This window comes from Paenibacillus koleovorans NBRC 103111 (assembly GCF_004000845.1).
GTDB lineage: Bacteria > Bacillota > Bacilli > Paenibacillales > NBRC-103111 > Paenibacillus_AA > Paenibacillus_AA koleovorans.
In genome coordinates, this window is the sequence record NZ_BIMA01000100.1 from 1 (window position 1) to 21937 (window position 21937).

The 21937-nt window shown below is 47.7% G+C and carries 18 protein-coding genes; 9 read left to right on the top strand and 9 right to left on the bottom strand.

The window, feature by feature from the left end; genetic code table 11:
* Positions 1-643: DUF4386 family protein (locus tag PKO02S_RS24780; RefSeq protein ID WP_127587235.1), on the top strand; the 643-nt coding region annotated here is incomplete at its 5' end.
* Between the two features lie 223 nt (positions 644-866).
* Here the strand turns inward: PKO02S_RS24780 and PKO02S_RS24785 are convergent.
* Entirely contained in the window at positions 867-1622 is a 756-nt protein-coding gene (locus PKO02S_RS24785) for a CPBP family intramembrane glutamic endopeptidase (RefSeq protein ID WP_164821665.1), read from the bottom strand.
* A gap of 4 nt (positions 1623-1626) precedes the next feature.
* The gene (locus PKO02S_RS24790) at positions 1627-2418 is read right to left on the bottom strand and encodes a MerR family transcriptional regulator (RefSeq protein WP_164821666.1); all 792 of its coding nucleotides are present in this window, start codon (positions 2416-2418) and stop codon (positions 1627-1629) included.
* A 126-nt stretch (positions 2419-2544) separates the two neighbouring features.
* Between PKO02S_RS24790 and PKO02S_RS33980 the strand changes: the two genes are divergently transcribed.
* The 8 genes from PKO02S_RS33980 to istB all read left to right on the top strand — a co-directional run bounded on the left by PKO02S_RS33980 (position 2545) and on the right by istB (position 9556).
* Positions 2545-2637: a DUF6075 family protein gene (locus PKO02S_RS33980; RefSeq protein WP_373865241.1), complete on the top strand. Its 93-nt coding sequence runs from the start codon at positions 2545-2547 to the stop codon at positions 2635-2637.
* A gap of 225 nt (positions 2638-2862) precedes the next feature.
* Positions 2863-3573: an RNA polymerase sigma factor gene (locus tag PKO02S_RS24795; RefSeq protein ID WP_127587241.1), complete on the top strand. Its 711-nt coding sequence runs from the start codon at positions 2863-2865 to the stop codon at positions 3571-3573.
* Between the two features lie 45 nt (positions 3574-3618).
* Positions 3619-4617: a hypothetical protein gene (locus tag PKO02S_RS24800; protein WP_127587243.1), complete on the top strand. Its 999-nt coding sequence runs from the start codon at positions 3619-3621 to the stop codon at positions 4615-4617.
* A gap of 662 nt (positions 4618-5279) precedes the next feature.
* Positions 5280-5975, top strand: coding sequence for an RNA polymerase sigma factor (locus tag PKO02S_RS24805; protein WP_164821667.1), 696 nt, complete (start codon positions 5280-5282; stop codon positions 5973-5975).
* Between the two features lie 97 nt (positions 5976-6072).
* Positions 6073-6243, top strand: a complete 171-nt coding sequence (locus PKO02S_RS32560; RefSeq protein WP_164821668.1) for a hypothetical protein — start codon at positions 6073-6075, stop codon at positions 6241-6243.
* A gap of 344 nt (positions 6244-6587) precedes the next feature.
* Positions 6588-7094 carry a hypothetical protein gene (locus tag PKO02S_RS24810; protein ID WP_127587247.1) on the top strand — a complete coding sequence of 169 codons (507 nt, stop codon included), beginning with the start codon at positions 6588-6590 and terminating at the stop codon, positions 7092-7094.
* A gap of 162 nt (positions 7095-7256) precedes the next feature.
* Positions 7257-8807, top strand: a complete 1551-nt coding sequence (gene istA, locus PKO02S_RS24815) for an IS21 family transposase (RefSeq protein ID WP_127587273.1) — start codon at positions 7257-7259, stop codon at positions 8805-8807.
* Positions 8808-8812: 5 nt separating this feature from the next.
* On the top strand, positions 8813-9556 hold the full coding sequence (gene istB / locus PKO02S_RS24820) for an IS21-like element helper ATPase IstB (protein WP_127587275.1): 744 nt from the start codon (positions 8813-8815) through the stop codon (positions 9554-9556).
* 917 nt (positions 9557-10473) lie between these two features.
* Here istB and PKO02S_RS33985 read toward each other — a convergent pair.
* The 7 genes from PKO02S_RS33985 to PKO02S_RS24855 form a co-directional block, all read right to left on the bottom strand.
* Entirely contained in the window at positions 10474-10602 is a 129-nt protein-coding gene (locus PKO02S_RS33985; protein ID WP_218033955.1) for an ATP-binding protein, read from the bottom strand.
* Positions 10603-11264: 662 nt separating this feature from the next.
* Entirely contained in the window at positions 11265-11795 is a 531-nt protein-coding gene (locus tag PKO02S_RS24830; protein ID WP_127587277.1) for a DUF6326 family protein, read from the bottom strand.
* 12 nt (positions 11796-11807) lie between these two features.
* The gene (locus PKO02S_RS24835; protein ID WP_164821669.1) at positions 11808-12797 is read right to left on the bottom strand and encodes an NAD(P)-dependent alcohol dehydrogenase; all 990 of its coding nucleotides are present in this window, start codon (positions 12795-12797) and stop codon (positions 11808-11810) included.
* A gap of 198 nt (positions 12798-12995) precedes the next feature.
* Positions 12996-15635 carry a winged helix-turn-helix domain-containing protein gene (locus PKO02S_RS33460; protein WP_127587281.1) on the bottom strand — a complete coding sequence of 880 codons (2640 nt, stop codon included), beginning with the start codon at positions 15633-15635 and terminating at the stop codon, positions 12996-12998.
* Positions 15636-16070: 435 nt separating this feature from the next.
* The gene (locus tag PKO02S_RS24845; RefSeq protein ID WP_246067347.1) at positions 16071-17603 is read right to left on the bottom strand and encodes a cadherin-like beta sandwich domain-containing protein; all 1533 of its coding nucleotides are present in this window, start codon (positions 17601-17603) and stop codon (positions 16071-16073) included.
* A 166-nt stretch (positions 17604-17769) separates the two neighbouring features.
* On the bottom strand, positions 17770-19752 hold the full coding sequence (locus PKO02S_RS24850) for a hypothetical protein (RefSeq protein WP_127587285.1): 1983 nt from the start codon (positions 19750-19752) through the stop codon (positions 17770-17772).
* A 128-nt stretch (positions 19753-19880) separates the two neighbouring features.
* Positions 19881-21926 carry an NHL repeat-containing protein gene (locus PKO02S_RS24855; RefSeq protein WP_127587287.1) on the bottom strand — a complete coding sequence of 682 codons (2046 nt, stop codon included), beginning with the start codon at positions 21924-21926 and terminating at the stop codon, positions 19881-19883.
* Positions 21927-21937: the final 11 nt, after the last annotated feature.

Genomic DNA, 21937 nt, shown 5'->3' on the forward strand with positions numbered 1-21937 from the left:
CGCAATGTATCATTTGCAGAGGACGGGCGGTTTGTCCGCATTAATCAATGCAGCGGCGTATATAGTAGGGATGGTGATTGTGTTTACGGTTCTTGCCCCTGTCTTGGATGCCGAGCCGATGGAATACCTGAGCCTAATAGAGGAAAATAAGACGCTTCTGATACTTTGGCATGTCATTATTTATCTGGTAGCTGGTTTCTTCATGGTTCCTCTGATACTGGCTCTTCATGAGAGATTTAAGGAGGGGATGCCCGCACTATCGAAATTTGCGGCTGCCGTCGGATTGGTGTGGGTGGCCACGATCATTTCCAGTGGAATGGTTATTATTCATAATCTGGATGTCATTGTCCCGATATACAACAAAAATCCCGAGCAGGCTGAGACGGTGTGGCTCGCGATGTCCGCCGTAGGGGAAGGCTTGGGCGGCGCCATCGAGCTGCCCGGCGGTTTATGGATGGCTTTGGTCAGTCTGGCGGCTGTGCGGCTGCGCAAGCTCCCGGTTGCGCTGGGCTATATGGGAATTGTAGTCGGCGGTTCGGGCGTTTTGACCACAATACCGGGTCTGTACAACCTGGGTTATGTATTTGGCTTGGGCGCTATTTTATGGTTTGTATGGACAGGATTTGTTCTTCTGCGCAAATAAAAGCGAAAGGCAATATCGTTGGAATGTTGGCTCAACATCGCGGAGATCAAGCTTCTCGTGATGACACGGCAATGTTTATGGAGCTGCCGTATCGCTTCCATCGCGGAGTTGTCGGGTGAATTATCCGCCTGGGAAAGCTCAAGCAATCAAAGCCAGAAAGGTGTGGATTGGCTTCATTCTCCCTTTCTTGATGATCTTCATCATATGGGACTGGATGAACAAGCTATCGACTTTTGAGTTTATGCTCCAATAGATACCATATGATGTGAAATAGCATGTGCACAAGGATGGCCGCAATAATCCCGTACTGCCAGAAGAGGTAGCCACATATTATTGAAACCCATAAATTACCAAGTATCATGGAGGCAATTAATAATGGTGAAGGAATACAGCCTTTTTCAAGATGTCCAGGCAAATGAGCCAAGCCAAATAATATACCGGTTGTGAAAATGGAAATCCAGAACGCAGCCGTCTCTGAAGCGGTTAACTTTAAAACTCCCCACATCGTGAAGCTCAGTAATCCCCAGCGAAATAGAATCTCTTCGTTAATTCCGCCGGACGTAATTCGTACCGCAAGCCCGAGTTGTTGCCTCACTTGCTCGGTGGCCTGCACCGAGACTGTATCTATGCGAGGTCGAATAAAGGCATAATAGCTCACAACCCATACCATAGCGCAAATGATTCCGGCGACGGTGCCAATCCCCACTTGCTGAATCAAATTTATCAAGTCCAATGTCCCGCGGCTGAGCCCCTCTAGAAACGGATCTGTAACTCCAATCTTGCTGCCGAAATAAATCCCTGCAGCAACGGCTAAGCTGACGATGACCATGGTTTGTAAGGCAATGATGAAAAATAAGGCTTGTTTGGATAGCTTGTTATCCGGTTTATCAAAAAGATCGGCGGCTGTAAATTTACTCATTAGCCATATGCCGGGTATGCCAACCGAGATTAAGATCAATGCCAAAATGATAGAATGCACAACATCACTCCTCTTTCTGCGCTTCCTTCTTCCCATCTATGCCATGAAGGCCGAATTTGCTCGCATAGTGCGCCAGCGCCTCATCCAGCCAGTCGACTTCTCTTTCGTTAAATGGCATATCCACCAACTGGTTCAAACGTTCATGCTGCTCTGCTGGAATATCGGCAAAGTTTGCAATCGCCTTGTCATCCAGAAAATCGAGTATCCGTGGCACATAGAAACCAAGCATTTCCTCAGCTTCCGTAGCATCCGGCTCTCCTGCTGATAAACGCTTAACTGCTTCGGCAAAGGAAAGCATTTCCCGATCCAGTTCAGCTACGGCATCTTGGGAGATGTCGAACAAGGCAGTTGCCGTTTGCTCCGACAAATGCTCAGTCACCCAACTGCGCTGCTTTTCCTCCCTTAACATGTTACGAATCAGCAGAAACATCATGTTATGCTCCAGTTCCCCTTCACGTTGCAGGATGGTTATCAGCCGTCCGAGTATCTCCAACGACTTGTCCAGTTCAGCGCGGGCAGCGTGCAGGGCTTGCTGCTGTAGATTCAGTGTTTCGGCCAGACTCATCTCCGATTCGCGATGATGAATGAACTTGCGAATACGCTCCAAAGAAAAACCGATCGATTTTAATCCAATAATTTTCTGCAAGGTGATCAAATCAGCTGTACCATAGCTTCGATGTCCGTTTTCCTGACGAATGGGGCACAGCAGCCCCACCTCTTCATAATAATGAAGCGTTCGTATCGGAATGCCGCTCAATTCGGCAAATTTTCCGATGGAATAGTTTGTACTGCCCACTCTCATCTCCTCCTCATGCCTCCATTATATAACCTCCAGTAACTGTAGGTGCAAGCTGAACAAATCACATGGATTACTACAGGAAAACGCTCATTGTATAGCGAGTGTGGTCTATGGGGGCGAAACATGCTGGACGAATGTCGGAAAGCCGACGGCTACCATCGCGCATTGTTTTACACGTTGGATATATCCGCCGCGCTCCGTTTTCCATTGAACTAAAAGATGATATCATTCTCCTGTGTAGGATTGATCGGCGTTGAACATGAATGTTGAAAAAAAGAGAAAACTTTTTAAATCTCACGATAGATTAACCGGCCGGCCGGCATTAATAGATAAGAGGCGAAAGGGGAGTTTGGGCAAGTGCGGGCAAACGATGTACGGATCGAACGCCGGAACGACGTCGCATCATATGAAAGTTACGATTGCGCAAACGAGCTGGAGTTAATGTCGGAGGAGAGTCTTACAGCCATCGCACGTGAAGGCGACCGCCAGGCGTTCGGGGAGCTGGTTCGGCGAAGCCGCTCGAACATGTATGGTTGGGCGCACTCGCTGACGCATGACCACCACATGGCTGAGGACGTCGTACAGGAAGCACTTGTTCGCGCGTTTCTTCATGTCGGTCAGTTGGGGGAAAACAGCAGGTTTACGCCCTGGCTGGTGCAGATCGTGCGCAATCAAGCGTATATGAAGCTGCGACGCGGCGGACCGTTTGCGAAGGAGCGACCATTTTCCGGGCTCGAGATTGGAGCAGGCGCTTCCATAGGCGGGTCATCGGACTGGCGTGATATTGATAGGGTGCTTTTTCATCTGAGCCGCCACTCTGAAGAAAGGGTTCGTCAATCCCAGGATCCGGCTGCCGCTCTTATGCGCAAAGAGATGGTAGAAGGAATCCGGCAAATGTTGGCTTGCTTGAGCGCACGAGAAAGGCACATTTTCGAAGCGCACTTTTTCAGGCATGTTACTCCACAGGAAATTGCCATCCTGCTCGATACATCCGTCGCGAACGTCTATAACAGCCTATCACGCGCCCGCAGCAAGGTACAGCGTGAACGGCTCCGTATGCACATCGGCATGTACGTACGGCACCGGAAAGACTCCGGAAAGCCGAAAGCCAAACTTCTCGCCCCTCCGATCCTATGGAGTCCCGCAGAGTAACATGACTCGGGAGTCCATATCCACATACCAAGGGAGTGTTAGCGAATGGGGAACCGCCCCGATTACACGCGTAATTTTACGCATACGAATATCACAGACACCGGCTCGATGTACTCTGTTTTGCAACATACGGCTCTCAAACATCTTTCGCTTGTCGAAGTCGCTGGCTATACCGCGAATGCTTTTCGAATCATTATCGACTGTGAGCGGGTTAACGTCGCCGGATATTCCGCATTCGAATGGCCGCTTCATCACAAAGAGCAGTTTTCAAATCTGGGCGTAAGTACCTGGCATGAAGGAGGCCCAACATCGATGCCACCGTCGCCGGAGGAGCTGGAACGCGCGCTCGAGTTGATCCATTGGAGTCTGGATCGCGGCATTCCTGTAATGGCATGGGATCTGTTCGTGCCTGACTTCGGCGTCATTTATGGGTATAACGACGAAACCCGCACGCTTCGCTGCCGTCACGTCGCTAAAGACGGCGAACTGCCTTACGAAATGCTGGGTCGCGGCCAAGCGCCTGAGCTGTATGTGATTGCCGTGACCGAAACGATAGAGGTCGACAAGCTGACCATGCTTCGCGGCGCACTTCAACTGGCCGTCCGGCATGCGCGCGAACAAGGGTACAAAAGAGAAGATTCGAAATATCGCAACGGGTTGGCTGGCTATGATGCATGGATCCAGGCATTTGGACATCGCAACGTCGAAGTTTTCGGTAATTCGCTCCATGGGGTTATGCATTATGATCAACGTTTATTTGCAGCGGAATTTATGAAAAGGGTATCCGCAGAGCTGCAAGGTGAATCTGGCGCGGATAACCAGCTAGGGTCGCTTGCAGGACAAGCCGCTATCCATTACGACAAAGTGGCTGATAGCTTTGCTGAGTTTGTAAAACGGTTCCCGTTCCCAAAGGGTGGCGAACCGAACGACGCGGAAGAAGCGGCAGCCGCAATCAGGCTGTTGACCGAAGCTCGATTTGAAGAGGAGCAAGGCGTTGGATTGCTTGAACAGATGCTGTTGTTACTAGATGAACTGGCTGAATAAGTGAAGTTCGTCATAACCGAGATGAGATATTATCCTATGTGGTGTGGTTATGTAGAGCCGTTTCCGTGACGCCAAGGGGCTGTTCGGTTTGCGCCCGCAAGGTATGTAGCCAATAATTATAAGCGATGATGAGAAGAGTAAGGATTAAAAGAAGGGACCATCCGCTTAATTAATGCTAGTTGGTCTTTACTCAAAGATTTTAAGCAACGCACTGAACCGTTGCCCAGGTTACAAGCAGGTGGATCTGCTAACGGTACAATAGCTCAATTGGATAACACGGCAGCCGGCCATTCGATCGGTTGCCGTTTTACATTGAAATAGAAGTATTAATCAAAGCAGATTGCCCTGGCAACTGGTGCCTCGAAGTGAGGCATGGGGGGCTAACGGGATACGTTAGTACAGGGGCAGGAGGTCGGAAGTCAAAACCTTGACCCATTAGAAGTCGCGAAATTCGCGGCTTTTTCTATTTTATACCGTTCTTTTCCGAGTTTTTAGAGTCTTTTTATTAGTAGAGGAGAATAACTGACTTTGATCGAATATTGAATCAGCAACTTGCATCGTAAGAGATGAACAATAATGAGAACATAAATAATTTAATACTGGCTTTCCAGACCTCAGATATTTTGCGCTTTATGCATCATTACATAAAGAGGCGAAAAACGATGGAAGGCGAGTTAGCAGACAACAGCCTGATCGAACGGGCACGTGCTGGCGACCAGGATGCTTTCGGGGAGCTTGTACGTAGACACAGAGCCAAGGCGTTCCACTGGGCACGAGGCATGGCTCGTGATCCGCATCTTGCGGAGGACATCGTGCAAGAAGCGCTATTGCGGGCGTTCATGCATCTTGGCTCACTTGCAGACGTGGACCGTTTCTTGCCATGGTTGCACAGGATCGTTCGGAATGAGGCATTAATGAAACTTCGAAAAGGTGAGAACTCCGGCCGGGAACGCACCTTTACCGGAATCACGGCAGGACATGAGGCTAGCGGTGTAGATTGGGGGGATTTGGACAGCATTTTGTTTTTCATGTTAGGCAAAAGGGAACAGACGGACATTGGTGAGGATCCAGCAGTTCGATTAGCACAAAAAGAGTTTCTGGATACTATTCGCCATCTGCTCCGGTGTCTTACGCCGAAAGAGCGCGCGGTTTTCGAGGCGCATTTTTTCCAGCAGCTATCTCCGTTTGAAATCGCTCGCTTATTTCGTACGACAACCGACAATATGTACCAATCATTAAGCCGCGCCCGCCATAAAGTCCGGGAAGAGCGCGTACGCATCCGGTTTCAGGATTATATCCGTGAACGACGAGATTCCGAAATGCTGGAAAAAGCGGTTCTGTCACTTTTATGGTTATGACGACGCGGAGCAGCTATTGTTCGCAGAAGATGCACAGGGAAAGAAACAGATCTCTTACGACCGTTTTGGCCGCGGTATATCTGGAGGATTATTCGTCTTGTCTGTTAAGGAAGAAAAGCGAATCGACGAATGGGAGGCGGCTCGCAACGCATTGGACATGGCCATCTGGCATTCTTATGGGGAGTTAACATTCGTCGGGTACGTTTGCGGCTTAACTGCCTATGACTGCTGGAAGAATGCATTCCGCAAGCTTAGGTCGATCCGATAGGAAATGCCTATACATTGGGTATAGTTGCTGAAGCGAGAGCTTATGCAGCGGACTTCCTAAACGGCTTGGCCGTTAAGCTGGCTAATGCCGGGTGCGGAGGCTCAGTCAACCTTGCTGTAAATGCCGCTAGACAATATGAAGAGGTTGCCGGGGCGCTAAAGGAATTATGTTTGTTGTTCCCCTTTCCATCAGGAGGATCGCCGAATGAACCAGAGAATGTTGTAACTGCGGTAGAATTGATCGGTCGAGCACAATCTGCAGAAGAGGTCGGGGTCCGTTTGCTTGAGCGGTTAAGCAGAGGCATTCGTCTGATGGTGAATCAAGAATAATTGGAGGTTGTTAAAATGGAGGCGCAATCAGCAAAAGTCATCAAGGGCTACGGATATAACGGCTCAAGGAGCAATTTGGCCAATATCAACGCTTATAGCGCAGCTTTGAATCATTGGGGCAGCGTTCACCCCTATACCCCATGGTTGTACGGGGCCATAGGCATTCCATTCATGTTCCGTGTCGTTGAGGAATTGAATATCGCTCCTGTGCTGTATGAGCTTCCGCACAACCGTATAGTAGGTCTGCTAAACAATCTTGGCGTAAGGGTGGAGGGCATGAGTGAGGTTGCTCACGGCAAGGAGTTGAACAAGCTGCGTGATAATGCATGGGATGCCGTCAGGATAGCCGTCGACGCCGGATACACTTGCTTCGGCCAGGGATTTTCTTTATTTACGGCGAAACAAGCGTGGTCCAGGGGTACGATGAAGCGGAATCAGCCTATTGGGTGTCTCAGTTGCGCAAGGGTACCGTGGATGGTTGGCATTTCGCCTACAATACGCACGAATGGGATACATGAATAAGTTTACGCTAATTGAGCCACCAAGTTAACGAGTGAGAGCCACCTCGTTAATCGAATAGAGCCATGTTGTTAATGGGGAGAGCCACCCGCCGGATTCGCCGGTAAAATGGAAAAATGTGCGGCTCTGAAGCAGCGCACAAATCCATCAAGGGAGATCACCCCATTGACCAAGTATCGAGAGATCATTCGGCTAAGCAGCATGGGCTTAAGCCAACGGAGCATCGCATCAAGCTGCCGATGCTCGCGTAACACGGTTTCAGACGTTCTCAACCGGGCCGCAGGAAAAGAGCTTACATGGCCGCTGCCGGAGGACATCGCGGATGCGGATCTGCAACTCCTGCTGTTCCCGGAGAAGGCGCAACGCGATGCGCAGTCGCGGAAGGTTCCAGATTGCGAGTACATCCACCGGGAGTTGGCCAAAAGCGGGGTCACGCTTAGTCTGCTCTGGAACGAGTACTGCGAGACGTGCCGTCGCAACCAAGAAATCCCGCTCATGTACACGCAATTCTGCAATCACTACCGGAAATTCGCCTCGCTTACCAAGGCGACCATGCACATTCAGCGGAAACCCGGCGAGCAGATGGAGGTGGATTGGGCAGGCCAAACGGCGTCCATCATTGACCCGGACACCGGCGAAGTGCTGCCGATTTACGTGTTTGTCGCCGCGCTTTCCTGTAGTCAGTATGCGTATGTGGAGGGCTTTCTGTCGCAGAACCAGGAAAACTGGATTGCCGCGCATGTGCATGCCTTTGCTCATTTTGGCGGCGTCACCAAGGTCCTTGTTCCGGACAACCTCAAGACGGGCGTCGAGAAATCGTCCGGGCTCTCACCGGTCATCAACAAGAGCTATCAGGAGATGGCTGAGCATTACGGAACGGCCGTCATTCCGGCTCGCGTTCGCAAGCCCAAAGACAAGCCCAGCGTAGAGGGGGCCGTCGGTGTGGCTTCCACCTGGATCATCGCAGCCCTTCGCAATCAAACCTTCTTCTCGCTCTCCGAACTGAATGCCTCTATACGAGAGAAGCTAACGGAGCTCAACCAACGTCCGTTCCAAAAAAGACCAGGCAGCCGATTCAGCGCGTTTCACGACGAAGAGAAACATCTGCTGCAGCCGCTGCCGGCCTCCCCGTACGAATTGGCCACCTGGAAAATCGCCACCGTACAATTCAATTATCACATATCCGTTGAGCATATGCATTACAGCATTCCTTACGAATATATCAAGCATAAGGTCGATGTCCGCGTCACCCGGGGCGTCATCGAAGTGTTCTACAATGGCCACCGGATTTGCTCGCACCCCCGCCTTCATGGACGCCCCGGCCAGTATCATACCGTGGAGGATCATATGCCAGAGAAGCATAAGCAGTTCGTTCAGTGGAATGCTGAACGCTTTTTGTCATGGGCGAAAAGCGTGGGGCCCTTCACCTCTGCCGCAATCCGGGCCATTCTTGCGTGCCACCGGATTGAGCAGCAAGGCTTCAAAGCTTGCATGGGCGTGCTCAAGCTGGCGGACAAGTATTCGCTGTTTCGTCTGGAGGCCGCTTGCGCCAAGGCCCTCAGCTTCACACCGCAGCCGAGCTACAAGCAGATCAGCACCATCTTGAAATCGGGACAAGACGCGCTTATGCCCGAGACGGAAAACATCACACCCTCTGAGCGTAAGCCGGCCAATCATGGATTTACGCGCGGCGCAGACTATTACGGGAGGAATTGATCATCATGCTCAATGAAACGACGATTTCCAAATTGCACGACATGCGACTCCGCACCATGGCCGAATCCTTGCGAGACCAGATGAAGAGCCCCTCCTTCAGTACGCTGTCCTTTGAAGAGCGGTTTGGCATTCTCGTCGACGCGGAGTGGGCCAAGCGCAAGAACAAACAGCTTGAGCGGCTGATCCGGAAAGCGACGCTCAAGCTTCCTTCCGCCTGCACGGAGGACATCGAGTACCATGCGGACCGCCGGCTCGATCAAGCCCAGATTCTGCGCCTGTCGACCTGCAGCTATATTCACGAAAAGCATAACGTCATCCTCATGGGGGCTTCCGGCGCTGGAAAAACCTTTCTCGGTTGTGCGCTCGGCATCTCCGCCTGCCGAAATCAATTCACCACCAAATACATCCGCCTGCCGGAGTTGCTCACCGACCTGGCCATCGCCCGGGGCGACGGATCCTACAAAAAAGTCATCACGCAGTACAAGAAGGTCAGCTTGCTCATTTTTGATGAATGGCTGCTGGTTCCGTTGACGATGACGGAGTCGCGCGATTTGCTGGAGATTATCGAAGCCCGTCATCAGACCGGTTCCACCATTTTCATCTCGCAATTCGCTCCTGCCGGTTGGCACGAGAAAATCAATGAAAACACCATTGCCGACGCCATTCTGGATCGGATCGTTCACAATTCCTACGAGATTATGATTGATGGCGAGGATTCCATGCGCAAGCGCAAAGGTCTTCACGCCTGACGGTCTACCGCCCCACAGAGCCATCCCTCATCCGGGTGGCTCTTCTCATTAACATGGCGCCTCTACTTCTCTAACATAGTGGCTCTCGTTCATTAACACGAATGCTCTCCCGGACCGAAATATTCATACATGCCGCACGAATGGTTATAAATTCTTACTCGAAGCGAAACAACGATTAGGTCAAAGTGCTCCCATAGCGTTGGATGAAGCCATCGGAAGGGAACCATGATCGTTTGCTGGCGCGTTCCGGGAGATACGCGCAGCTCTACCGATTGCAATATGCGTAAGACAAACGAAGTCCGCGGAAACCGCGGGCTTTTATGCAATTACTGCGCAAATATAAGAAATGAAAAAAAACATTGATTCCGAAACTAATTTGGAGGTCGTAACATATAAATACGAACTAATAATGTTAGATCGAGGTAAGTGTTATTGAAGTTCGTATTAAAGTGATACTGGACAAACGGATAACGTTAGTTTAACGACTGAACAGGTTGCCGGCATTACATATTCACAAAACCCGTATTTTGTACATATGTATACTTGTCGATTCAACCCCTTGCTATCGATAAAAGACAAGAAGTTGTATGGGTTTATCTCCTGGTATTCACTAGTTCCCACCTCAACATACAACGGCAGCCGATCTTTATAACCGGCTGCCGTTGTCACATGATTAGACAAGTATGATGATGTAACGTCACCGAGTGGTTACCGCAATTTAACTCCATTAGTGACTAGCTCCTGATTAAACTGCACTGTCAACGCTAATTTTGTCTGGTCTGGTTATCGCTTTTTCCCTGGTCTAATAATCATCCACTTTTCCTTGGTGTAATTATCAGGAATTCCCTGGTTGAATCAACCGAATTCCTCGCTGAATTTCCAGAAAAATCGTCACTTCTGACGCATAAGCGCGTGCTTCAGGCGGTAGCTCTCCCCCTCATACACAACGCACTGCCCTGGTGCGCCAGCCGGTCAATTATGGCTGCGTCCATCTGGTCATCCGTGAAAATACTCCTCCATTTGGAGAACTCGAGATTGGTCGGCAGTCCGGACTATGGAGTTCAAAACTGTACGCGATCACCTGAAACAGGAGTTGTGCCTCCTCTCGTTCGCTCCAACGTGCCGGCACGCTTGCGTTCAGTCAGACGTGACTTAAAGCTAGTTCAGTTTTAACAATACATTGTTCACCCTTTCCAACGAAATGGAAAGGAATCTCATCAAGATACGTCATCAAACTATTCTCCCAAGCGTTCTTTGAAAGAAGCTCAACTTTTTTTTCCAGTTAAAACAGCACTTTGTTGGATATTTTCATTGATGGATTTTTTTACTCAGAACTCATGAAATTGTCGCGCATTTTTCTATGCGACGAATCGTAAGCGTCAAATAAGAAAGTGTATTGAAAAAGAGCAAAGTTCGTGGGGTGAACCACAAGCTTCGCTCTATTTACATGTTTCTTGAATTTCCGGGCTCCAAGGAAAATAGTCATCTAGAAATTCTGGATGTTGGAGAAATGTGACTGTCGGCAACTGTTTGAAGAGATAGAGAAGGTATTTATAGGGATTTAGGTCATTAGCCTGCCTAGCTTTGATTTGGGTACTACTTTCCCTCTTGCAGACTCTACCCATGCCCAGACGTCATGAATACCGATATGCAAAAGTTACGACTATGTCATCATCATTCTTCTTAGTAATGCCCGAAACCCGCGTTGCTAGCTATCCTGCCTAGGCCACTTCCATGCAGTAAAGATAATTAGTAACGTAATTACTGTTTCTAAAAGACCATAGAATATATAAAAAGCCCAAGGCTCCCCTAAAATATTCAAAATATCTACAAGCGTATACAATATAGCAAAGGTGATGTTTATCCAACGATTCAATGTAGGCTTTAATGATATAGATAGGAATATCATAAATGCTGGAATAGCCAATAGTATGGAGGCTGACAATAACGATACTTGATTCGCTGGAAAAGGCCCCAGTAGTCCCGCTATAATTGTTTCTATTTGGCCAGGTTTATATAAGTAGAAGATGTCCGCATATATATATAACATCATAAGAACTACCCATAATGCAGAAAGCTTTATCTTTATATTTACCTTTACATCTTCTAAGATTCTTGCTGTCTTATTCTCTGAATTCATATTTACTCCTCCAATTATTTTATTGAGCACAAAATTCTTCTCGTCAAATTCAGGCACAATAGCTTGAATGACAAAGCCCATTGACTTTGAAAGGGCCACACTTTTCGTTTCTTAGAGCTGTTCGTCTCGATTTACCCATACTACAACTTTGCCACCTAAATGACCTTTTTCAAGCTCTTCTAGCCCTATTGGGATCTCATGAAATTGGATTTCTTTTTCTATAACCGGCACTAAGCGTTTTTCATCCATCAGAACTGCGATAAAGGCTAGATCTTCAACACAGGGCTTTGATAATAAGCCTTTAAAGCTCTGACCATCCTTTTTGGACAACATGCCACCAAAGGCTGTAATTTGAAGAATTTGCTTGATAGATTTCCCACCAATCATGACAAATCGACCTCGAGGCGCTAAAAGCTTACGATATGTTGACAGACTATTATAGCCATTTATGGCTATAATCAGATCAAATTGAGCTTTTAAGGTGTCAAGAGGCGCCACCGAATAGTTTATAACGGCATCAGCTCCCAAATTTTTTGCTTGTTTGACATGCTTTGTACCTGTCACCGCCGTCACATAACCGCCGAAATATTTTGCTAGCTGCAGTGCATAACTCCCTACACCACCAGAAGCACCGACAATAAGAACCCGCTCCCCTTTTTGCAACTTTCCGAGATCCCTTACTCCTTGAAGGGCTGTCACGGAAGTTAGAGGTAGCGACGCTGCTTCTAAGTGACTTAAGCGCTTTGGTTTATGGACCAGTAGTGTTTCTTTGACGCTGACATAATCTGCAAAGGCTCCAAACCCTGCATCCGCTAAATCTCCATACACTTCATCGCCAACTTTAAACCGCGTCACACCCTTGCCCATCTCAGTAACAATTCCAGAGACATCTGTGCCCTTTATGATGTGCTTAGGGCGAAAGATCCCTGAACTTAAGCGCAACATCATCGGTTTACCCCTTAGAAGACGCCAATCCGGAGCATTAAGGGATGTTGCCTTCACATGCACAAGCACCTCATCGTCTTTAGGCGTAGGCTTTTTCACTTCAACTAGTTTTAACACACTAGCAGGTCCATATATTTCTTGTATAATTGCTTTCATTGACTCTCCTCTCACTGAACATAGATTAAACATAACGAATTGTGTAAGGCCTCACTACCTACTAAAGTTGGTTTCTTAAAAAAATAAGTAAACATCTTCCAAAATGAAAAAACCACCCCTGTCTGGCATGGTGGCTAATGGCTACACTTAGTATGCAAAATCCAAACAGATGGTGGCGCCATCTAAAGTAAATAATTTCTAATAATCAATCAATCCTATAGTTTTCGCCTTCGCAACAGCTTCTGTTCGTCGCTTGACGTCTAATTTTCCAAACAATTTGTTATTGTAGCTCTTAACCGTGCTAAGGGCAATAAACAGAGTATCACATATTTCTTGATTGGAGTATCCCTTTGCAATCAGCGACAACAGCTCCATCTCTCTAATACTCAAAGGCTCAGGCAGCGACTGATTGACCCGCTCTCTTTTGACCTCAAAAGAAGGCTCCAGAGTTTCGTATACCTTATTTTCAATCTCAGCAAATTCTAAGAAAGGCTGCATTATTCCTTCCTTCTCTGCAAGTTTTTTAGCGTTGAGCATTAAGTTCGCCTTCTGAGAACCGCTCTTTGTAAACCGACTAGCTAGGAGTGTATACTCTATTACGTGTAAGTTACGCTCTTGCTGCTTTGCTCGATATAATAAACTATGGCATAACTCACCAAGACGACTACTATAGTCTTTAATTGGGGCATGGAATAAAATAATCTTCCACCGCATTTCTTCAATATAAGGTGGTAACTCTAGTCGTAAATCCTCTAACCCTTTCAAAGCTTCGTCAATCAAAAACCGTTTTTGAAACTCATTATTACCCGCGCTGAGCGCAACCCAAAGTGACATATCCTCCAAGGTTAACGTCTCCGGCACTGGATTTAAATAAGGGAATTGTTTACCTTCTTGGATACAACCCTTTGTCTTCTCAACTAACTGATCCTGAATATATAGCCTAGACAATACGAGGTAGTACTTATACCGCCAATCCATAAACTCGTAAAGATAGCCGTAGGATTTACTCTTTTCAAGCAAGTTATAGGCTCGGTCACGTTCCCCGCGAATAGTCTCTATTTTTGCCAATAGTAAATAATACGTTGCCACTAGAACAGGTGCCGTTTTCTCTTTTTGCACCTCTTCAATGGCCGCTTCAATCATTAACTGTGCTTTTGTGAGAGTCCCCTGCTGAATAAGGATTTCAGCAATTATCCATGTAAACGTACTTCTAATTGAAGCACTTATTTCTCTGCCCGAACCTTCCTTTAAGTTGCTCATAACCTTTAAAGCCTCATTTAAGTCACCTTGACCCCAATGCATCATCGCCACAAAGGATTCAATTATCCACATACGGTTATAACCGTGCTTAATAGCAAGTGTCGAGAGCTTATCCGTGAATTGTAAAAGAGATCCATAGTTTCCCTCTATCGCAGCAATAAATGCTTTCGCACATAGAAGCGTTACGGGAAGATTGTTGAAAGCCTCTTGATCGTAAACGCGAATAAAAGAAGGGCCATTCTCCAACTGAAATAAGTCATAAAGCTCCTGCGCGCGCTCAAACCAAGGCTGACAGCCAATCACATCACCTTGATCTAACAAAGCCCATCCATAACCTAAACATAGAATCGGACTTGTCTCCAAATCTTTAAGGGGCAGTCGTTTTGCCAAATTCAGCCATGATAACGATCTCAGTTCCATATCCATGATTGACCAGCGCATTTCTATCAATGCCAGAGCTTCTTGGTTGTGTTCGCCCTCTAGGTAATGGGCAATGGCTTCTAGGTATTCACCTTGGTTTTCAAACCACTCACCAGCGCGTCTATAGAGTCTCTTAGAATCAATCGTTTCCATACGCTGCAAGCGCTGCTTTAAAAGTTCTCTAAATAGGTGGTGGTAGCGATACAACTGCTTCTGAGTATTAAACGCGATGAGAAAGCTATTGGTTCGAAGTAGATCGTCAATCTGTGAGAGTGCTACACTATATTGTACTTCGAACACATACTCACATAACTTAGGTGAAATATAAGAGACAATAGAAGATTTCAATAAAAAAAGCCGAGCATCTGATGTATGTCTCTCCAAAACCTCTTCTAAAAGATAGTCCATGATATAGTGGTGATTTCCAGTAAATCCTTGTAAAAATTGATCGATATCCTCTGTGCTATGTAGGGACATAGCCATGAACTGAAGACCTGCCACCCAACCCTCAGAACGCTGATAAAGATGTGCGACTTGTTCATTACTTAAACTTTTTGACCATGACACCTCAAAGAACTTTCTTGCTTCTTCTAAGGAAAACTTTAATGTAGGCATTCTCAATTCGTAAAGCTGATGCCCAAACCTGTGTTTTGCAATAGGCAAAGGCGGGTCCTCGCGACTAATGACACAAAGCTGCAGATGGGATGGTAAATGCATCAAGAGCATACTTAAAAAGTTATGAATTTTCTGCTCAGTAATAGCGTGATAATCATCCAAAACTAATACACATGAAACTGATATTGTGTGTAATAGCGAGACGACAGTTTTGTTAAGACTACCCTCACTCGAGGAATAATTTAAGTCCGTTAGTTGCATTATTTGATGTGCAAGCACATCATCTATATTCAACAACCCCTTCCCAATGAACGATAAGAATAAATTGTAATCATTATCCCAATCATCTAAGCTGTACCATAAAAACTTATGGGGTTGATGGTCTAGCCAATAGCTTACTGCTGTAGATTTTCCAGATCCTGCTTGGGCACTTACGATCGATACTTTAGCTGAAGACATAGACTCTAAAAGCCCCGCCTTTACAACAAATGAGTGCGGCACAATCGGCTTATGCAACTTGCTGTGAATTATTGTCTCAGACATAACTGCCTCCATCCAATTACTAATAATGATCACCCTTGAACAGAAGAAACCAAATGTATGATGGATGCTTGACCTTTTTGATTTCTTGTATATTCCCTTGATTGATTAGAATGGGATCATTAATTACACTCCATCGGAATATTTCTATTCATATCTATTTCGACTTTATTTCGACAATTGATATTAATTTTCCTGCAATTAATAACCAATAAACCAGAATGTTTGTTCGAATTTAATAGTACATAAGGTGTATTGAAAAAGAGCAAAGTTCGTGGGGTGAACCACAAGCTTCGCTCTATTTACATAATGTCGGAGGACAAGAATAACTATCGATAAAAGACAAGAAGTTGTATAGTTTTATCTCCGGTTACTCACCATCCCTACATGAACATACAACGGCAGCCGATCGGCATGATCGGCTGCCGTTGTCACATATTAATTCAATGGTAAAATGAACAATTCATATTTCTGCTGGGCGGTCTCTCCGCTTTCGTCGTATGCTTCGACGAGCACGGTTTCTTGTGCCACATGTGGGGGGACTCCGCTTATATAACCGTTATCTTCATTGATAGAGAGCCATTCTGGCGCCACGACAAGTCGATATTTGATCTTATTTAAGCTTTGCGAGAAGTCGGCAAATGCCTTATATATATACAGGCAATCTACATAACCTTCGAAATTCGGCTGGCTCAAAAAGCTTAAGCCATCGATCTTCAACCTCCATACATCGTTCTTAAGCGGCCAAATCATACCACCCATCAAAAACAGCGTATCATGCAGGACCAGTGCGGAGGCCTCGTGCCTATCCTGCCACATTGGCGCAGGGATAGATATAGGGACATTACCGCTGCTGCGTTTCCAGCAAAGAGCGTGTTGTTCCAAGGCGGTCCATTCGATTCCATCGGTTGAATACCAGACGTCCCCGAAATGCCGACTTTCAGGCTCTGCGCGATATCCACCAATCATCCACATTTTGTTCTTGTACACCACGGTTGATCCCCAAATTCTAGCCGGCCAAGGCGCATGAGCGGTAGCCCTTTCCCAATGGATACCATCAGAAGTGGACCACACATCGTTATACGCGACGAACGGGAAATAAGACGAGCCCATGACACCGCCCCCGAGCAGCCAAAGCTTGCCTTTATAGTTGAGCAGATTATGAGAGATTTGTCGTTTCGACCATGGGGCATGCTCAACCTCCAGTACCCAGGTTACACCATCTTCAGACGACCATACGTCATTATAGACTTGATTGTCCTTCACGCCCCCCATCACCCACATTTTATCGTTGAAAACAGCGCCGCCCATCTGCCGTCTTCCTGTCCAAGGAGCCTGATCGGTTACCAGCTCCCAGCTCGACCCGTCTGGAGAGGCATACATTACACCTGCTACATCGATCACGAACATTTTATCTTCGAAAATAAAGAGAACGGGAATGTCCACTCCGTAACTTGTAGGGACGGTTCCGATCCATGTCCAATTGCTTCCATCGGAGGAGCTCCATACATCATTGGTCAGCTCCGGAATATAACCGCCAATAAGCCACATCTTGTCTTTAAAAACGATTTCGCCAGCGGAATCTCTTGGAGTCCAGGGAGCTTGCTCAAGCACCTGTTCCCACACCGGTGTCGAATAGGCGCGGAAAATTTTCAAATTACATTTCCTCGTGGTGACTTGGTCCGGTGCGACTACCGTAATGTCAAACAAGTTTCGCCCGTTCTTAAGTGGGAAATTTTCCGTGCGTTGACCGGGTTTCAGCAGTTGCCCAGAAATATATATTCGTGCGTCGGGGTCAGCAGTTGCAGCCTGGAAGGAGACGGCTTCGATCCCATTGTGAAAGTATGTGTAAGCATAATGATTTCGCGGCATTGGAGAGATTTCAATTGGTTCAAAAGAGCCGAAGGCCGTTATTTTATCAATGTCGGTACAGTTTGAAGCTTCACCTGAGTTTTTGGTCAATTCTCTCATCCCTTTCAATAAAAGTGACAATCCTTAACATCGCATCACGCAAGGTTTGTTCAATGGTCGAATGGAAAGGCGCAAGCATGCCGAAATAAATCGTGTATTCCGTCACGACTTCGGCATTCATCGCCAGCAAGGCGATTCCTTACGCGAGACGCAACCAAGTACGTACTTATTCGGATTCCATAAGGCAATTTTCCAAAATGATGAGCTCGAACTTCTTCAGCAAATATAAAGAGTCTTCTTGCACACTTGCATGATAGACACCATCTTCATCATGCAGCAGTTGGATCAACTGGGGCTCACGCATATTCCACAGCTCAAAGCGGGTACCGCGATTTAATACAAACAGTCCCGGCTTACCTGCCCAGATGACCTTTTCCACATCGCTTGGCCATTTGTTCATTGCAGACAGCTCTGGCACTTCAAGGGAATCCGCGGACAGCGTGAAGCTGTAAGTGACCTTTTCCTCCCCATCGAATGTCCCCTTTACCGTGCAATAGTAGTCACCATCGCCAAGAGGACCACAGACGCTAGCGAGCTTTGTCCCTGCTGGAGCTGGACTGGTATCCAACACATCCATTGTAATCGGATCGAGACTTGCAAAATAGCACAAATCCGATGTAGGCGCACAGCTATTGCAATCAGCTTCCATCGTTGTACCTACAATTAGCGCGTTACTACCTTGATCATAGTACATGCTCCGAATTACCTGATCTGGAACTGGATTATCCTTGTATGTAGGGTGGTCCGAAACCGTATCGTAACGTGTTAAAATACAACCGAGATTACCGTATTTGTGAGTATCCGAATAATATAACACATCTCCAATCTGAGTTGCGGCTACCGGGCGTTGACCGCCGGCAGGCCGTGCGACAACTCGTGGATTTTGCGGATAATTCGACGGCTGATCCGGATTGTATTCCACTAATTGCCCTCCGGCATAAGCGGCCATGTAAACTTTGATACCTATTTTCCATACCTGCAAAATTTCTCCGAAATCCGGTGCTGCTCGTCCCAAATCTTTCCCTTCACCCGTTCGTAGATTTAATTCCCAAAAAGCTTGAGTAATAAACGGTGTACCAAGAAGCCTCTCTTCATTGATTCGCAGCAGACAGTCAACCATAGCCACTGAATCGGTGGATAGCCTTTTCGTTTCCTCAAGCTCCCCTGTATGAGCATCATAACGGAAGAACATGCCATACAAATTGACGGCCACTATTTTGCTTGAAGCCGAAATGCCGGCAGAACCCGCAAATGCATCCGGAATGGTGCAAACAAGAGCAACTTTCCCCGTCTCCATATCCCATTTGAATATATCAACTAGATGATCTCGCTGCTCGCCTCCCCAAGCGTATCGACCTATCCTGGAAATCCAAACCATTTCCCGCTCTGGGCGCGGCCCTCCAGCGATGATACTGCGAGTAACCGGGTTAAACCAGCCTTGTCCTGGAATATAAACATGATTCTCGTCATCACGAATGAAGCTGCGAACCCAGCTTGGTTTTGTTTCAACTTGCGTATCTTCTTCGAATGCCTTTGGAAATTCGACTTCCTCCAATGCATCAGTCCGGGGATCCCAGTGTAAAAACGTAATTCTCGGAGTGTAGGCTACTATTATGTAGGTCCCGTCGCCGCAGGCAAAGTTCGAGCACATATACAAGCAGTCTGTAACATTATTGAAAACTTTGGAAGGCCTACGATTGCCATAATCAAAAGAAAACGCGACTCGATTTGGAATCGGATAGGCGTGAGCGAACAGCTTGCGATTAACGGGATCCAGCACCATCCCTTTAAAAACAAGCGCCGATGAAGCGCCTGTTGGAAAGGCTTCCATTTGACCGGTACTCAACGTCAGCCTCACAACTTCCGATAAATTTCCGCAAAGCCATATCGTATCTGGATCCTCCTGAGCAACACTGTAAAACCCATTATGAGGTGGAGTAAATCGATAAACTCGCTCTTTACCGCTTTCCGTCACACAAACAGCAGTCGAACCCGATGTACTGTTCCAAGAGGAAATCCAAAATCGCTCCTCCCCGTCCTCACCATGCCCAAGTGACAGTAAGGAAACGTTAATGAATGGATCTCTCGTTTTCGGTATCGACCGTCGAATTTGTTGACCTTGCCATATGCATTCCTGTGTAATGGCCACGCCTGCCATCCTCCTTGACCTCCAAATTGTTGAAGTTCCGGATTTCGATTTGAGTATACCACATTGCTCTGATTACAGCTTGGCGATATCTGGTCATTAAACGTTTCATTGATCGGCGAGCCGTGTCCTTAAAACGCGTACCTCATCAAGTTCGCCTCCTTAAAGAACATCAGATTGTTGAACTCATCCAGCACGAGCCGCTCCCCTCCGTTGGTCGATGTAAGGATTGTCATCGCCTTTGTGGAGCCGTTGATGCGAAACAGGGTCGAATTTTTGATCATACCGTAGACGTTGCCATCCGGGTGGGTGACCAGTGTAGCATCCTTGACAAGGATGGACGCCGCCGTTGGCGTATAATTGACCTCCGGGAAAAGATTGCTGTTGTGCACGAACGCGCTGGTCGACGGGTTATAGATCATGAGCCGGCCTTCTGCCATCATCCAGATGTTATTATCCGGTCCAACCGTTACCGCCGTGATCGCGGCGATCCCCGTTGAAGGCAGATTAATCAGGGAGGAAACGCCCGTCGTCGGATTGAACTTCAACAGCTTTGCTTCACTATTCACCGGAGCGACCCCATAGCCGCCGGAAATCGTCGTGCCGCCGAACAACACCCCGCTGTTATGATACGCTAGTGCAATGACGCTGCGGCTTGAAGCAATATTGTCGTATACGGAATGGACGCCGGTCGACGGAATGTAAACCGTCAACGCCCCGTTCAGGTAACCGCCCTTGGTCGACGTGCCTATGAACAGCTTGCCGCCTCCACTCGTGATGCCGAAGGGGCGATCTTGTTGGTAAGAGGACAGCCTGAACAGCTCAGTTGGATTCGATCCACTCGGAGCGGTCCACGGTGCTGTCGGGTCAAACTCGACGATCTTCGCATCGGGATACACGCCGAAATAAATTTTATCGGCCATGACATGCATCCCTTCCGCCTGTCCGACTCCGTACAAGGTGGGCGAGTTGAGGTCGGAACGCATCGTTGTGTAGACGCCTGTTCCGCCGGTTAGAAATCCGCTCGTATATATTTTGTTGTCCGGACCCTTGAGCAGACTGCTAAGTGCAGTCGGGGAGCCCGGTACGTCGACAGACGCCGTGCGAGTCAGCCCGGTCTGCAAATTGTACTGAAACATTCCGACCTTCCCGACCATATTTCCAATCGCCACCAGCGTGTACCCGGGATAAGTCGTCTGGTCGGCCAACTGCGTCCAGCCGAATTCGCGCGGGATGAACGGAAAAGTAATCCCGAGATTCGTTTCGGCTTTTGCCGTGATATCGTATGTGTAGAGCACCCCGGACTTCGTGTAGTATACCTTGCCGTTGTGCGCCGGCGATACGCCTAGCGAGCCAATCCCGGAGATCGTATAATCGACGGTCGTTATCCCAGTGGATGACACATTCAGCACCAGTATTTGATAGCTCGGATACATCATCGGAAACAGACGGCCGCCGGTAAAGTCCATATAGTATACATACTCATCCCCAGAGAACGCCGCCGGCAAAATATTCGTTGTTGCGCCGCCAGAATTGCTGAATCGAAGCAGCTTGGCATGGGTGCCTAGGCCGAGATATGTTACATGGTTGACCGGGTCGTACTGGATGCTTCGCATGATTGATTCGCCGCCGAATATCGAGCCAATCTGCTGAATGCCGATACCCGGCGTATATTTGAACAGCTTCGCCCCTCCATTTCCCGTTCCGCCGTAAACGCTGCCATTTGTACCGGGCACAACGTCCCAGATGAACTCTTGGCCGGCGATTGCCTGCCCTAGATTGACAACTTGATTGGCTCCAGGTGTGTATTGGTACAAATTGGAATTTTCGTAAGAAGCGACATAAATTTTGCCATCCCTTGCAGCCGTGGCATTCCAGCCCCCTTGAGCGCCGGGCAGAGTATAAGCGCTGCCGGCCGTCATCGAGTCGAGCCCGATCGGCACCAGGTTTGCGTTCACCCCCCTCGCTCCGTCGACGACCGCATACACGGTGTCGTTTCCTTGCAGGTCCTTACCAAACGCCGCGCCGCGCACGTATTCATTGTGGATTTGCACGCCAATATTGGTCCAGTCCTTCGTTATGAGAATATCATCGTAATAGGCGGTACCGACATTAGGCGTATGCGAAAAAATAAGTACCGTCACATATGCCGTATTTGCCGGGGCTGTCGCCTTCACCTTGAGCGTTC